This window comes from Lyngbya sp. CCAP 1446/10 (assembly GCF_026130175.1).
Taxonomy (GTDB): Bacteria; Cyanobacteriota; Cyanobacteriia; order Cyanobacteriales; family Microcoleaceae; genus Microcoleus.
On the sequence record NZ_JAIGNI010000052.1, the window covers coordinates 26,696 to 41,329 of the forward strand.

At 46.1% G+C, this 14,634-nt stretch carries 18 protein-coding genes; 12 read left to right on the plus strand and 6 right to left on the minus strand.

The window, feature by feature from the left end:
* Positions 1-1,274: 1,274 nt before the first annotated feature.
* A complete protein-coding gene (locus K4039_RS20040) occupies positions 1,275-1,529 on the plus strand; it encodes a hypothetical protein (protein ID WP_265237856.1) in 255 nt (84 codons plus the stop codon).
* Positions 1,530-1,533: 4 nt separating this feature from the next.
* A complete protein-coding gene (locus K4039_RS20045; RefSeq protein ID WP_265237858.1) occupies positions 1,534-3,183 on the plus strand; it encodes a CHAT domain-containing protein in 1,650 nt (549 codons plus the stop codon).
* Here the strand turns inward: K4039_RS20045 and K4039_RS20050 are convergent.
* On the minus strand, positions 3,151-3,297 hold the full coding sequence (locus K4039_RS20050; protein WP_265237859.1) for a hypothetical protein: 147 nt from the start codon (positions 3,295-3,297) through the stop codon (positions 3,151-3,153). The genes K4039_RS20045 and K4039_RS20050 overlap by 33 nt on opposite strands.
* On the minus strand, positions 3,294-3,503 hold the full coding sequence (locus tag K4039_RS20055) for a hypothetical protein (protein ID WP_265237861.1): 210 nt from the start codon (positions 3,501-3,503) through the stop codon (positions 3,294-3,296). The genes K4039_RS20050 and K4039_RS20055 overlap by 4 nt, the downstream gene beginning before the upstream one ends.
* Positions 3,504-3,722: 219 nt before the next feature.
* Between K4039_RS20055 and K4039_RS20060 the strand changes: the two genes are divergently transcribed.
* From K4039_RS20060 to K4039_RS20075, 4 genes are all read left to right on the plus strand, one after another.
* Entirely contained in the window at positions 3,723-3,845 is a 123-nt protein-coding gene (locus tag K4039_RS20060; protein WP_265237863.1) for a hypothetical protein, read from the plus strand.
* A gap of 267 nt (positions 3,846-4,112) precedes the next feature.
* A complete protein-coding gene (locus K4039_RS20065; protein WP_265237865.1) occupies positions 4,113-4,334 on the plus strand; it encodes a hypothetical protein in 222 nt (73 codons plus the stop codon).
* Between the two features lie 334 nt (positions 4,335-4,668).
* Positions 4,669-5,076 carry an AbrB family transcriptional regulator gene (locus K4039_RS20070; RefSeq protein ID WP_106149805.1) on the plus strand — a complete coding sequence of 136 codons (408 nt, stop codon included), beginning with the start codon at positions 4,669-4,671 and terminating at the stop codon, positions 5,074-5,076.
* 90 nt (positions 5,077-5,166) lie between these two features.
* On the plus strand, positions 5,167-5,634 hold the full coding sequence (locus K4039_RS20075; RefSeq protein ID WP_265237870.1) for a regulatory protein RecX: 468 nt from the start codon (positions 5,167-5,169) through the stop codon (positions 5,632-5,634).
* Between the two features lie 254 nt (positions 5,635-5,888).
* On the opposite strand, the gene K4039_RS20080 is transcribed toward K4039_RS20075, so the two are convergent.
* Positions 5,889-6,386 carry a DUF4385 domain-containing protein gene (locus K4039_RS20080; RefSeq protein WP_265237872.1) on the minus strand — a complete coding sequence of 166 codons (498 nt, stop codon included), beginning with the start codon at positions 6,384-6,386 and terminating at the stop codon, positions 5,889-5,891.
* Positions 6,383-6,808, minus strand: a complete 426-nt coding sequence (locus K4039_RS20085; RefSeq protein ID WP_265237874.1) for a DoxX family protein — start codon at positions 6,806-6,808, stop codon at positions 6,383-6,385. The genes K4039_RS20080 and K4039_RS20085 overlap by 4 nt, the downstream gene beginning before the upstream one ends.
* Before the next feature lie 1,498 nt (positions 6,809-8,306).
* Between K4039_RS20085 and K4039_RS20090 the strand changes: the two genes are divergently transcribed.
* The 5 genes from K4039_RS20090 to K4039_RS20110 all read left to right on the plus strand — a co-directional run bounded on the left by K4039_RS20090 (position 8,307) and on the right by K4039_RS20110 (position 11,534).
* Complete coding sequence (locus K4039_RS20090) at positions 8,307-8,798, plus strand: DUF4168 domain-containing protein (RefSeq protein WP_265237876.1); 492 nt, start codon at positions 8,307-8,309, stop codon at positions 8,796-8,798.
* A 256-nt stretch (positions 8,799-9,054) separates the two neighbouring features.
* Positions 9,055-9,492, plus strand: a complete 438-nt coding sequence (gene ureE / locus K4039_RS20095) for an urease accessory protein UreE (protein ID WP_265237878.1) — start codon at positions 9,055-9,057, stop codon at positions 9,490-9,492.
* A gap of 116 nt (positions 9,493-9,608) precedes the next feature.
* Entirely contained in the window at positions 9,609-10,322 is a 714-nt protein-coding gene (locus K4039_RS20100) for an urease accessory protein UreF (protein WP_265237879.1), read from the plus strand.
* Between the two features lie 110 nt (positions 10,323-10,432).
* Complete coding sequence (gene ureG, locus K4039_RS20105; RefSeq protein WP_265237885.1) at positions 10,433-11,029, plus strand: urease accessory protein UreG; 597 nt, start codon at positions 10,433-10,435, stop codon at positions 11,027-11,029.
* Positions 11,030-11,084: 55 nt separating this feature from the next.
* Entirely contained in the window at positions 11,085-11,534 is a 450-nt protein-coding gene (locus K4039_RS20110; RefSeq protein WP_265237881.1) for a Panacea domain-containing protein, read from the plus strand.
* Between the two features lie 194 nt (positions 11,535-11,728).
* Here the strand turns inward: K4039_RS20110 and K4039_RS20115 are convergent, their stop codons facing one another.
* Positions 11,729-12,310, minus strand: a complete 582-nt coding sequence (locus tag K4039_RS20115; protein WP_321161635.1) for a hypothetical protein — start codon at positions 12,308-12,310, stop codon at positions 11,729-11,731.
* Between the two features lie 109 nt (positions 12,311-12,419).
* Positions 12,420-13,484: an undecaprenyldiphospho-muramoylpentapeptide beta-N-acetylglucosaminyltransferase gene (gene murG / locus K4039_RS20120; RefSeq protein ID WP_265237887.1), complete on the minus strand. Its 1,065-nt coding sequence runs from the start codon at positions 13,482-13,484 to the stop codon at positions 12,420-12,422.
* Between the two features lie 212 nt (positions 13,485-13,696).
* Between murG and K4039_RS20125 the strand changes: the two genes are divergently transcribed.
* Positions 13,697-14,596, plus strand: a complete 900-nt coding sequence (locus K4039_RS20125; protein WP_265237883.1) for a nuclear transport factor 2 family protein — start codon at positions 13,697-13,699, stop codon at positions 14,594-14,596.
* The last annotated feature ends 38 nt before the right edge of the window (positions 14,597-14,634 follow it).

The following is a 14,634-nucleotide window of genomic DNA, read 5'->3' on the forward strand; positions in this document are numbered from 1 at the left end:
CCAAAACCTTTATTATCAAAATTTTACCCTTGCTTTTCCTGCGATCGAGCCTGGTTGCATTAACTTTTCGTAACACTCCCAGCTCTGGCAAATCCTTCCCTGACTTAGGATTTGCATCTCTTTTGCCACTGACTAAACGCTCCTAATTTTAGTTCCCGATGATTAATAAAAAATTTAGATATTTGGCCCAGACAAATATTTGTTTTAATTTTCTGTCGTACAAGTTGATCTCGATTCGAGCCAGCCTCGCGAACCGATAAAATATTATATAGCCTTTCAAGCTCTCATATCAGGTACGCTTCCAGCATAGGGCATAGGGCATAGGGCATGGGGCATAGGGCATGGGGCATACCTCACTTTTTTGAGAACCGCTATGTTCACAATTAAAATACAAATTACGCCAAAAAATATCTATTTTAAGACAGGTTGTAAACATCCGACAACACAGTAAAAAACACGGAATTTATACCATTTTATATTTGGAATTTGAGACTTGAGATAATAAATTTGAGATTTGAGATTTGACATGAGTAATAACCGATTTTGTATAGTCTTGAAGCTTGCCTACAGTTCCATTACGTTTTAAAACTGGCATTATTTTGGGTTAAAGTTACAAGATCGATCGGCATTTTGATCGCGAATGACCCCTGGCGGGCATCACAAAGCCGGTTTATTTGTAGGTTTATAGTTGCCTTTCCCAATATTTCTACGATAAAGAGGCTGGATGAGGCTGAACCGTCTAGATGATCAAAATGCTGGTTGCTGGAGAGTCTGGGAATATTTGATAGCAGTTGTATTCTGAAAACTTCTTGGATACTTGACTTGATTTTTCCTGCTTAACTTTAACTAGATTAAGACAGTTAAATTAAAAATATCTATAACATAGAAGCGGTAAATTAGCAATAATCGATGAGGAATCCTCGATGGTCGCTCTATCGATTAGCGATCGCCACTCAGGGCTGATGGATGAGGGGAAGGGCTTATGGATGAGGACTCGCCGGCTGACCAATTAATTAATTGACACAAAATCAAGATTTTAGATGGGGGGGTTGATGGTAGAGGATAAGCGGTTAAGACACAGCGACAGATCGCCACCGCCAAAAAAATACTCAAATTTACCTCTGATATTGCCCTGAAAGTGGTGGGCGATAGCTGAAGTAATTTTAATAAGAACTAGAGATCCGCCTGGTAAAGTGCCTCCAATTTAACTTTACTGAGCAATGACAAACTCAAGTTCCCGACGAAGGTAAAGGGGTCTGCGGTAGAGGTGCAAAATGTTCAAAATAGAAAGATTGGAGAAAATTCGGCTTTCACCGAGCCATAGGGCAATCAAAACTAATAAACTGTTATTAAAGTACAACTTTTATAGCCTCAAAGTGTTTGAAGAAATATATTTGAACCCAGCGATCGCCCGATCGGGGGAAGCGCATTCAGAAACTTTGATTGAAAGAGTAAAAATCAGTTTGCCGATCGCGATTGCTAGCTGCAAAAACGCAGGCATATTCAAAATTGAGGCGGGAGGGCGCTAAATCAGTGAGCCAGGAATTTCAACTCTCAGTCACCCCAGTTGGCGACGACGAATATCTAGTGCGGACAGAAAAGGTTGCACCCGGTGTACCCTTAGCAGAACAACAAGTCCGCTGGCCGATCGACCAATGGCTGGCACTTTCTGCTCAACTGATGAATGACCCGATGGTGGGCGTATTCCAAGGAGTCGGTGCCGGTCGCGGACTTGGGCGATCCACAAAAAACTCAGCGCCGAATTTAGTAGCCCTGGGGCAACAATTATATAGCGGGCTGTTTCAAGGAAACTTGCGCGATAGCTGGACTTGCGCTCAAGGCATCGCCCAGCACCGCCGAGAAGTGCTGCAACTGCGCCTGGGACTCAAAGGCAGGCACTTGCCACGGCTGCCGTGGGAAGTTCTGCACGCGGACGATCGCCCTTTGGCAACCGGCACCGATGTCGTATTTTCCCGCTACCAACCAGGTACAAGTTTGTTCAAACAAACCCGGATGGTACCTAGCAGCGGCCCACTAAAAATTTTAGTGGCGATCGCCTCTCCGAGCGATCAAGACAGCTTGCAGCTCAAACGAGAAGTGCTCCACCTGCAACAAGAACTGCAAAACCGCAGCGCTAATCCCCTCAAAAACAGCCCCCATTCCCCGGAAATTCAACTGACTATTCTCGAACAGCCCGATCGAGAACAGCTTACCCAAGCCCTAGAACAAGGACACTACCAAGTCTTGCACTACGCAGGCCACAGCAACTTAGGTTCTAGGGGCGGCGAACTCTACCTAGTCAGCAGTCGCACCGGGTTAACCGAAACCTTGAGTGGCGACGACTTAGCCGGATTGCTCGTCAACAACGGCATTCAGATGGCCGTGTTCAATTCCTGCCGCGGGGCCTACGGCGACCCCTCAGACATCGGGGACGACAGCCCGGAACGCAATTTAACCGCAGCTTTAGTCAAGCGGGGCATTCCAGCAGTGCTAGCAATGGCAGAAAGCATTCCCGACGATGTAGCCCTAACTCTGACGCGACTGTTTTACCGCAACCTGAATCAAGGCTATCCAGTCGATCTCAGCCTGAGTCGGGCCAGGGCGGGACTAATTTCTGCCTACGGTTCTCATCAGTTATACTGGGCTTTGCCGATTCTTTACCAGCACCCGGACTTTGACGGCTATCTGACCGGCGCGCCATCCGGATCTGCGGTGCAAAATTTAATCTTACCGGGAACGCCGACGGCGGGAGCAGGTACAGAATGGAAGGCGCCATCTGCGCTCTCGACGATCGCCCCATACCCGCCAATCGCAGCCAATCAACCGCAGGAGTCAGATACTGATGATGGCGAAGTCTGGGAATATTTTCCCGACCAATTAAAAGATCGCAAGGATTGGGTTCACCAGAACGATCGATCTTCTGCTGCTAATTCACCGAACTCTATTCCTAATCCTGAGTCTGCGGCGATCAAAGCAACTCGCGCCACTGCACCGACTCAGAAATCTTTAAAACAATGGGGATTGCAAAAAGGTCTGGTAGTGATGCTTTGCTTGTTGCCCGTTGCTTTGAGTGCTGGCTTGTTTGGGTGGCGGCACTGGAATCAACGAGGCACGAAACCGGAAGAGTTACTGCCGGCGGTACGGACTCCCCTATCGCAAAATTACTTGCAAGAACGCCACTAAAACCGATCGCCATCCTGAGTTTGAACCTGCTTGCTGGGGATCGAAATTAACTGCGGTGATCTTTGGTAATTCGCGATCGGCTGCTGCTCGATCGCATCTGGGACTTACCATCATTTCGACCAAAACTCGCTGCCGGGAATGGCTGCTAATTTGTGTTGCATCAAATATTTAAGCTGTACTGCATTTAATTCGGTCTTTTTCCATTCGCCTGTGGAAATAACGTCAAATTCTCTGGCTTTGGGCCCTGGGAGGACGATTTTCCCGATCGCTCCATCGCAGTCTACTGAGAAAGTGGCGAAGGGTGAAGAGTGGCGCAGCAATTTCGCGCGATCGAAACAAATCGATCTACAGTATTTAAATTGTCTATTTTAATTCCCTATTCCTTGTTATTGTCCCCCATCCCCTTCTCCCCCTCGAACATCACAGACATTTTTTTGGTGCAGCTAATTCCTCTGGTGGTGGCTGCGCGATGTTTCTGCCGCCGCGCCGATTAAGTGTGGTTTTAGCTCAAACCGGTTCTACGAACAGGTGAAATTTCCTTGATTTTTTACCGAATTGCCTTCCCCGGACTGCGCTCTGTGCAAGTTATAGCAGATGTTGAAGGAAGAAGTCAGAAAAAGGAAGAAGGAAGAAGGAAGAAGGAAGAAGGAAGAAGGCTATAACGGCTGCGCGAGCGGGTAAAAAGAAGTCAGAAGAAGGAAGAAGGAAGAAGGAAGAAGGAAGAAGGAAGAAGGAAGAAGGCTATAACGGCTGCGCGAGCGGGTAAAAAAAAGTCAGAAGTCATAAGTCAGAAGCAATCGACTCCATCGGGAAAGGGCCATTAAGAATGTCCTAACCCTGATGGATGGATGCTATATATAGCCTTTCTCAGAAAGATCAGGTACGCGAACGGCATAGGGCTATGGGCATAGGGCTATGGGCATAGGGCTATGGCTATCCTCACTTTTTTGAGAACCGCTATATATGCCGAAACCTTAATAGAAGATTGCTCTTGGGTATTTGGCGTTTTGAGCGGATTAGCCGCCCGAAAAACAGGGTTTACAAGTAGCTGGCAGTGGCATCAAGAACAAGTGCTAGCTCGCCTTGTTGAGGTAAAATTTAATCCCGCGCCAGTAATTGCTGGCGGCAGATTTGCCTGTGCCGCGCTCTAGGTATTTTCATTCATGGCTGTCTTGCTTTTTACCTTGACCGCAGACAGGATCGGGATTGGTGAATGTTGGGAACAGACTTTACAGTAAAAAAGTAAAGCATTTAATTTGCGACAATAATTTCCCGCGCGATCGCGCTGTGAGGCTGACGCAAGCATCACCAGCGAGCAGCAAATAGATCGTCCTTCGAGCATCCTTACTTGCACCCCCGGTCTTGAGACCGCAGAAATTTATCCAGAATCTTAATATTCAGAATAATTAGTATTGACAGTGAAACAAAGTTCATCTAATGTGTTGTAATTGATATAAGTAAATTCCAATAAGCGAGGTACGGTCAATGGCAGAAACAGCTACAGCACCCTTAACAGGAAAAGGTCTGCTTCAAAAAATCAAAGGCAGCGATTTGCCGCGCAGAGAACTTGCAAAGCTTTGCGGCTACTTCACCGTCAGCAAGAGTGGAGAAACACGGATTAACCTGGCTGAGTTTTACGATGCAGTGTTAGCTGCTAAGGGCATTGAGCTAGAGAAGTCCAAAGCAGACGGACGCGGACGAGAAGCGAGTTATCGCGCTAGCGTTCACAAGAATGGCTCGATCGTGATCGGGGCAAATTATACCCAAGAAATGGGATTAAAGCCTGGTGACGAGTTTGAAATTAAACTCGGATACAAGCACATTCGCTTGATTCAGATCGATGCGGACAGACCGGATGTGGTAGTGGAAGAAGAGGAGGATACAGAAGAATAGAGGCGATCGCGATGCAGTTGGCCGATAGCAAGGCTACTGGATTTGGCATTCGCTACATGAGTATTTGCGTGCTACCCTTCGATTTAACTGATGAGCTGTCTTGACTATTTCTATTTTCTCTTGTCCCGCAAAGACTACAGTGCCTCTGAACTGCAAAAAAAGGGGCAAGAGAAAGGTTTTGGCAATGAGGAAATATTGGAGGCGATCGCGCAAATTCAAGACCGGGGCTATCAGTCTGACACTCGCTTGGTGGCAAACTCGATCGCCTCTGCTACAGGCAAATATGGGAAGTCGGCAATCAAGCGTAAGTGCCTGCAAAAAGGAATTGCCAGCGATTTGTTCGAGCAAGTCTGGGAAGAAGAAATTGCCGAAAATCTGGACTCGGAAGCCGCAAAACTCGCCGAATTAAAAGCCAAAGTGATGCGGAAATACAAGATCGATACTTGGGTTAAAGTAGATCCGAAAACCAAGGGCAAAGTCTTGAATTACCTGCAATACAGGGGCTTTAATGGCTTTGAAATGTGGCGGCAGTGGCAAACAGAAGAAAATGATGAGTAAATTTTATGACCTCACCAATTTGCGCGGTTCCTAGATAGGCAAGCACAACTGGGAGCTTCTCAGTTTTGAATTTACAGGGAGTGCGAGCGCGATGGTAGCTATACGTATATATATAGCGATCGTCCCGCTCGCACTCCTAGAAAAGATTTTTTACTCTCCGAAAGAGATCCTCCCACACAACTGTACTGCTGTCCTGGGGGCTAAATTGTGAGTTCTGAGTTTTTGGTAAGTGTAGATCTATCCTCAGACTTGCATCAAGAAGATTCGTACATCTGCCGGTGTCGAGCTAAAAGCTGGAGATATTTCTCGTTAGTTTTGGCCTGCATCCATTTCTCTTGAAAAATGGCGGCCGATTCTGCTTTCACCGGATCTGCTTCTAGCGGTAAAATATCTTTTCTAGCTGCGGTTTGCTCTGCAACAGACTCCATTTTCTGAGGGTTGTGCTTGTATTTTCTACCGCTTTTGTGGTTGGCGTAGCGGCGCGATCGAGTATACCCCATTTGCAAGAACTTGCGCGCCATGTCCGCTCCCACAAAATTTTCGCGATCGAGATACTCTAAAAATAACGAGTAAATTTTGCTGCTGGACTCCCTGGCAATTTCAGGAGTCTTAAATCTCCAGAAAGGTAGAATTTCTCCTTTGTAGGGTTCCACCAACAGCACTCCCTGTTCTCCTTTCCCTACGCAATAAAGTTCTGGATGCTGTCGAAAGTCGATGCTCTTAAAATCCGCATGGTAGTCGAACTGCTTCATGGGGCGTTTTTTGTCGTATCTGGGATTATAGAAGCCCGTGGTTTACTTTCGTCTGGTTTGGTATAAACCCAGGCCCAAGCAATCAAAACGGCTTGAAAAGGCAGCCTGAACCAATACACTAATGGGTTGTCGGGAATCCCTTCTATGGGTATGCTGTTGACGGCTTGATTGATATTAGCCGGAAACACGGCAATAAATAAGGCAATTAATCCCCACGCGGCCGCTCTGCTAACTGGCGGAACTAACAGCCCAATCCCGCCCAAAATCTCGAAAAAACCGCTGATATAGACCAATGCTTCCGGGTAAGGAAGCTGGGGCGGCATGATTCTGATAAAAGGTGCGGGCACTGCAAAGTGCAGCACGCCTACGGTACTGATAGCTACTGCGAGGATGACTCGCCAAATTTCTTTTTGAGCTTTCATGGGAAATCGGTAATTAATAATTGTTAACTTGCTGCGAAAACGCTTGCCAAAATTCGCGATATGCGATCGAAATGACAAGAAAACTGATGGACAAAAGTTCACGACTTCCGGGTTTTTCTAGTCTTCCAGTGGCTGTAAGGATATTTTGGATAACAACCAGGTTTTTGGGTAAGTCGGAGACAAGCTTTTCGGGCCCGAAACTTGAGGAAGCGGGGCTCGAATCGAAGGCCTCCAGGTGATTGCCGACAACAGATAGCGCGTGTTTTGATAGGACGATTTTAATGTCTAGTTGCCTGCTGCTGCCTCTGTCTTCGGGTAGTAAAATTGACGTTGGTTCGGGTTCGGGTTCACTGAGTGCGCCAAACCAGGAGGGGATTTTCTCGATCGACAAATCCGCAGTAGCTTAACATTACATAAATTCTTTAGTTCGCGATCGGACTCGCTTGGCCAGAAACCGGGTTTTGAACCCAAATATTTGGTTCAAATCCTGAAACTCCCGAAAAAACCCGGTTTCTTTAGTCCCCTAGCGTTATTCCTATCTTTGAGGGCATTGATGAGTGCGATTGCTGCTAAATTTGACACCAGTTTCAACACTGAAGGCAATTGTAGCCTCGCGCTCAAAACCCTTATTTGATACTTGACATCCTCCCCAGGGCTAAAGCTACGGGGATTCCTCACCACGCCACAACCTATGAATAGGAGAATGGTCGCCGAATGGGGTTGACGATTCATCGGAGATTGCTACGTTTAAAAGTAGTCTGACATCGCCTCCACGTCCGTTTTAAGTCTCGGAATGTCCTTCCGCGACTGAGTAAATGAAAATGAATTGGTTTGTTTTTGCTTCCAGGTTGGACTTTCACCATTGCCCTTGCAGCTTTCTCTACGCCTGCTCTCACGCCCTGCTGTTTCAACGTGTCTTGAGCCTAGAGGGGGTATTTTAAGCCAATATTATTTTAACATAAAGTGCCAATTTGTAGCGCACAATGCGGCTAAAGCCGTGGCATCGCTCCAAGGCGACTGAAGTCGCAGCAGGCTCGACCCCACGCATGAATGCGGGGGCTTGCGCCCCGCTCTTCGGTCATTCCCAATTCCCAAATCTCAAATCTCAAATTGTATGACTTGCAGGCGATCGCACCTTAATTTGATTTATTAATGTGAGGGATTTGTCAAGGACTTTTAGAATTATTTAATATTTAAGTTTTGAGAATTATTTGGTAGAGGCAATTGGGGAACGCTCTCTAATGAAAATTACTGTTTAAATTTTGTGTTCTGTCAACTTCCCAGAGATGTTAGAATGGGTCAAGTGAACGAAATTGCTAAAAAGTCGTAAAGCGTAGCTATCCCGTAGGGAATTGCCCGATCAACTAGCAAATCTTCCTGCTTAAATTAAAAATTGTCACTCAAGGGCAGGAACTTTTTAGCCACCACATTATTCAAAAAGATTGAGCCTCCCAGCGCTGTGTCATTTTTATTTACACGCAAGCAATCACCGACGACCATGAACACCTTAACCAACACCTCTAAATTTCGCCTAAACCGGATGCTGCGGCAATCGCTGTTCGCAGGCATTATTTCCGCAGCAGCTTTGGCTAGCGGATGGGCCCCTGACTTGTACGCAAAATCCCCAAGCCTTGTTTTCGGAGCGGCCGCCCAAGCTCAAGACATTAGCAACGAGGAAATTACTAGCTACGCTCGCTCTGTATTACTCATAGAACCCAGACGGGTGGAAGCTATGAAAGAAATTAAAGGAATGGCTGGTGGCTCGGTTCCCAGAATAGTCTGCAACGAAACTCAGGAAGTTAATAGGCTGTCTGGAAATCTTCGTGGCATCGCGGTAAATTATTGCCAACAAGCTAAAAAAGTTGTCGAAACCAATGGTTTGACAGTGAGTCGCTTCAACCAGCTCACTTTGCTCCAGCAACGCGATCCGTTAGTCAAACAGCGAATTCAAGCTGAGCTTTTGCGGCTGCAACAAGCGGGCAATCAATAAAATCGAGGGTTTGAGTCTTTCTTCCTCTCCCGTTCTATTGTTTGAGTTACTGGACGGTATGCAGTCATTTTTGAAAAAATGGCGATCGCCTGTAATAAATTGCTTGACAAAACGAGCAAAACATGGTATGTAAGGACGGGAGCGGTTCAGAGAGATCACAATTTTGTAACTCGCTGTCAGTCGCAATTAGAGTTAAAAAAGATATTCCTCAAAAACTAGATGTGAAGTGAATTCCTTTGAGGAATAGAATAGACAAATGCTAACTTTCACAAAACATTTGCCTGCAAATCCCGATGCTGCTGTCAGCTTTACTTTACCGATGACAGCGGACGATCGCACTCGCAGCCGCCACCAATTCCAGACAGAAGGTGGGGAAAAACTGCACCTGAGTTTGCCCAGAGGTACGGTGTTGCGCGATCGAGATTTATTGCAGTCGGAAGACGGTAGCTGCTTGGTATTGGTGACAGCAAAACCTGAATCGGTGCTGACGGTACGCGCTTCAAGTCCACTGCTACTGATGCGGGCTGCGTATCATTTAGGCAACCGCCACGTAGCTTTAGAAGTTACTGATAATTATTTAAGGTTTTCTCCCGATGCTGTTTTGCAGGGAATGCTGGAAAAAATGGGTTTGGAGGTAATAGCAGAAGTTGTGCCATTTCAGCCAGAAACTGGGGCTTACGGACACAACCATTAGGAATTGGGAATGGGGAATTGGGCATTGGGAATGGGGAATGGGGAATTGGGCATTGAAACCAACAAATAACAAATAACAAATAACAACAGTCAACAGTGAACAGTCAACAGTCAACAGTGAACAATCAACTTTTATGTTTGTTGCAGTTAGCTTTTGCACCTGTGGGAGCTTATAGTTATTCTGAGGGAATTGAGAGTCTGGTAGAAGCGGGTGCGATCGATAGCGAGATTAGTTTGAGGAATTGGTTAGAAAATTCGCTGGAATTTGGGGCGGTACGAGTAGAAGCTGCTGTGGCAATACGGGCGTTGAGGGCGGCGAAGATTGGGGATTTGAAAGCTTTGAGTTACTGGAATACTTGGGCGACTGCTGCTAAGGAAAGTGAAGAGTTGCGCTTGCAAAGTTGGCAGATGGGACGGACTTTGACGCGGTTGTTGCTGGATTTGCGTGAAGCGAAGCTATCCCGCAGGGAATCGCCCGTTGTTTCTGATTTAACAACTATTGTAAAAGATTTGGTGGAAGCTGGCGGCAATCCGTGCAATTTTGCGATCGGCTTTGGGATAGCGGCGGCCTGTTGGCAGATTGAAGAGGAAGCGGCCGTGGTAGGATATTTGTATAGTTGGGCTGCAAATTTGGCGGGTGCGGGCGTGAAATTGATTCCCCTCGGTCAAACTGCGGGCCAGCAGTTGTTGTTAGATTTACAGTTTCAAATTAACTCTACGGCGCGAGAAGTTTTACAATTAGAAGATGATGATCTTGCTAGTTGTAGTTGGGGATTGGGACTGGCTAGCATGGCGCACGAAACTCAGTACACTCGGTTGTTTCGGAGTTGAAAATTGGAAGGAAGAAGGAAGAAGCAAGAAGCAAGAAGCAAGAAGCAAGAAGGAAGAAAAAGAAACTATGCCCAATGCCCGATGCCCGATGCCCAATTACCAAAATAATTATGAGTGCTTTTCGTGTAGGAATTGCTGGCCCGGTTGGTTCGGGGAAAACTGCTTTGCTTGATGCTTTGTGTAAGGCGCTGCGACAGCAGTACCAGATTGCTGTGGTGACTAATGATATCTATACTCAGGAAGATGCACAGTTTTTGGTTCGGAGTCAAGCTTTGGAGAGCGATCGCATTTTGGGCGTAGAAACTGGCGGCTGTCCCCACACCGCTATCCGCGAAGATGCTTCGATCAACTTGGTAGCTATAGAAGAGTTAGAACACAAATTTACTGATTTAGATTTAGTCTTTGTCGAAAGTGGCGGCGACAATTTGGCGGCAACTTTTAGCCCGGAGTTGGTAGATTTGACAATTTACGTGATTGATGTGGCTGCGGGGGACAAAATTCCGCGCAAGGGCGGGCCAGGAATTACTAAGTCGGATTTGTTAGTGATTAATAAAATAGACCTCGCGCCGTTTGTTGGAGCAGATTTGGGTGTGATGGAACGGGATGCTAAAAAGATGCGCGGGGAGAAACCTTTTGTTTTTACTAACTTGAAGACGAAGGATGGTTTAGCGTCGGTGGTTGATTTTGTGAAGTTGAATGTCGTCTAGGGCGATCGCATCTAGTATCATCGAAATAAGCCGTTTAATGATAACCAAGTAAGTTATGCTGAGTTGTGATGATGCAGCCAAATACTTTTTGGCTCAGGTAAGTGAAGATGCTGGCGATCTGATATCTAATCTCAAACTTCAGAAATTGCTTTACTATGCTCAAGGCTTTCATTTAGCTTTGTACGATGAACCGCTATTTCCTGAAGCGATAGAAGCATGGACTCACGGGCCGGTTGTTCCTGATTTATACCGTCACTATAAAAAGTATGGTGCTGGTGCAATTCCATGTCCTGAAGATATAGACTTTTCGATTTACGACGAAAAAACTAAGAGCCTGCTTGATGAAGTTTACTCCGTGTTTGGGCAGTTTGCTGCATGGAAGTTACGCAACATGACGCAAGAAGAATATCCCTGGAAACTTGCCTCTCAAAATAGCGGTACAATTACTCATCAATCGCTTCAGGAATACTTCAAGACTCAACTCAATTGTGAAGAAGCAGTTTAAGGCAAATCAGCGCCCAGAAAAAGGGAAAAGGATTTCGTCTAGAGAAACTGTTGATTTACCGCCAGAGCAGCAGTCACCTCTATTTTCTTTGCCGAATGCATGATTTTTCACGTCAGTCCTGCTTTAGTATATATTTTATTCTCAGTCGCTGGCTTGTATCAAGGCTAATTCGTGAAGCTGTATATTAATGAAAATTAGGAACCCAGTTCGCTATCGCCCATTCCCAATGCTAAAATTCCCAAAATTTTACCCAAATTGGTAAGCAAAGTTTCCGTTGTCTCAACAAAAATCGCTTGTCCTTCGAGTTTTAAGAATTTCCATCTATCTCCCGTAGTGACAGCCCCATAAATTGTGGCAATCTCATTGCCTTCGCGCTCGTTGAAGATTTGAGCTGCTAACATTTCTGCTATGCACTGTCCCAATCCTGAATTTATATTTTCCTTTTTGGCCTCTACAATCGCAATTACTGGGGCTTTTACAATTAACAATTCTGGCGATAGACTTATCAGAAAATCACAATTCCCATTCAGTCCTCTTTCAGCATCTACAGTAAAATCAATGCCAGAGAATAAGCTCACGCGATGGTGCAAAAGTTTTCTCACTTCCATTAAAATCGGCGCGATAATCAGTTCCGAACGCGATTTTTCTGTATTGCTACCGAGAGCTACAGGCAGATTTTCTTGCAAAGTTTCTGTCAGTAATCTGCTGTACTCTAACTCTGGTGCAGGAGTGAAGATTTCGACTATTTCAGAATAAGCTAAGTCAAAGGTTTTCAATACTCTGTCTAAATTAAAGTCAATGTATGCAATTTGACTTTCTCCTGGTTACAAATTATCGTTAAGCGAAGCTATCCCGAAGGGAATCGCCTATTTACTTTAACACTCCCTACCGCACCAACAATTCCCTGACCAAATTTGCCAAACGTTCCGTACTGTCTGTCACCGCTAAGTGAGCAGCAGCTTGAGACATTTTGGCCAAATATTCAGAATCTTTTAACAAATACAGCACTTTGCTTTGCAATACTTCTGCTGTGAGTTCGCTTTGACGGAATACTGCGGCGGCTCCTGATGCGGCAAATACTTCGGCATTAAATCTTTGGTGGTCGTCTGCGGCGTAAGGAAAAGGAATTAAAATAGAAGGTACTCCGGTAACAGCTAATTCTGTCAGAGCACTAGCGCCCGATCGACTAATTGCGATATTTGCTCGCTGCAACAAACTCGCCACATTGTCGTAAAATGGCATTGACAAATATTGCTCGTGCTTCAAACTCTCAGCATCTGGGTCATTATTTCCGGTGAGGTGAACTACCCAAGCACCGGCCTCAAACCAAGCCGGAGCACACTCGCGCACTAACTGATTGACTGCGACAGCACCTTGAGAGCCTCCCATAACTACAATTACAGGTACGCTGTCAGGAATTGGTAACTTTAGAGGTTGCTGCGCGAGGAATTGCGATCGCACCGGCGTACCAGCAACCACGGTTTTCGCGCGCGGTAAATGCTTGGCTGCTGCTGCAAATCCGATCGCCACAGCACTGCAAAAAGGACCAAACCACCGCGTCACCTTCCCAGGAATTGCATTAGATTCGTGGAGAATTACCGGCAAACCCAAAGAGCGAGCCGCCAAAATTGCCGGTGCTGCGATGTAACCGCCGGTAGTAAACACTCCCTGAAAATTTCCTTCTTTGAGCAACTTTCGCACCTTAAGGATCGAGCCGATCAGTCCGCCCAAAATGCGCGCTGTACCGAGTCCAAATCGCTGCTGAAAGCCTTCGACGGCGATCGTGTGGAGGGGGTAAAGCGATGAAACTAACTGCGTTTCCATGCGGTCTGGGACTCCCAGCCATTCGATGTGACAGTCTGCCAACTCGGCGGCGGTGGCGATCGCCGGAAATAAATGTCCTCCGGTACCGCTAGCTGCAACCAACAACCGCAGGGGGGCTTTTGTCAAGGTATTTGTTTCTTTTACAAGTTCCACAGGTCGATCGATTTTAGATTAGAGGTTTTAGATTATTATGCTTATTATTCCGGCAGTTTCAGCCAATTTTCAATCAGCCATCTAAAATTAGATTGTGCCGTGTCCCTCATTCCGTTGTCAGTTTTCGTTGCAGGCGAACAATTGCCCGTGCCGCGACCCCTGACAAATAACCAAAGTATCATCTAATGCGTAATTTGTTGAATTTAGTGCCAAGTGTATCTCAGTATTTTTGCAGCCGTCGGGACGAAAAAGCCGATCGCCCGATCGTATTTGGTTTTAACGGCGGCCAGTCGATCGCTCAAATGTTGTTATGTTTAACAGTGGTAAGTGCTGGCGTGCTGCATCCGAGTGCTGTCAGGGCGATCGCAGCGACTCCCCAGGCGATCGTCGCCCAAACCCCAGCCAATGCCCCAGCCCCACTCACGAAACTGCTAACAGAAATTGACGCAGCAGCCAACCGGCGCGATATCAAAGCAGTAATGGCATTTTACAGCCAGAATTTTACTCATTCTGACGGATTAAACAGCCAAAGCATGGAAAAAGCTCTGATCCAACTCTGGCAGCGATATCCGAATTTGAATTACCGCACCGAACTCAAATCTTGGAAAACCGAAGGTAGCGCGATTATCGCTGAAACCATAACTACAATTGCCGGCACTCAGAAGCAGGATGGTAGAGAATTAAATCTCAAAGCTACCATCCGTTCTCAGCAGCGCTTTGAGGGTGAAAAAATAGTTAAACAAGAGATTTTAGCAGAACAAAATCAGATCAGTTCTGGTAAAAATCCTCCAACAATTCAATTGAATGTGCCGGAGCAAGTGAAGGTGGGCGAAGAGTACCATTTTGATGCCATTGTTCTAGAGCCGATCGGCAATGACATTTTAATCGGAACTATTTTGGAGGAACCAGTTAACGAAAAAACATTTTTCAAATCCGCAGAACTCGATCTAGATTTGCTGAATTCCGGGGGAATTTTTAAAGTAGGTAAAGCTCCGGCTACTCCTGAAAATCGCTGGATTTCAGCAGTTTTGATGCGACAAGGCGGAATTGCAATGGTTAGTGTGCGATTGCGGGTTGTCAAATAATAAAATAGGTGTTATGGGCATGGGGCATGGGGCATGGG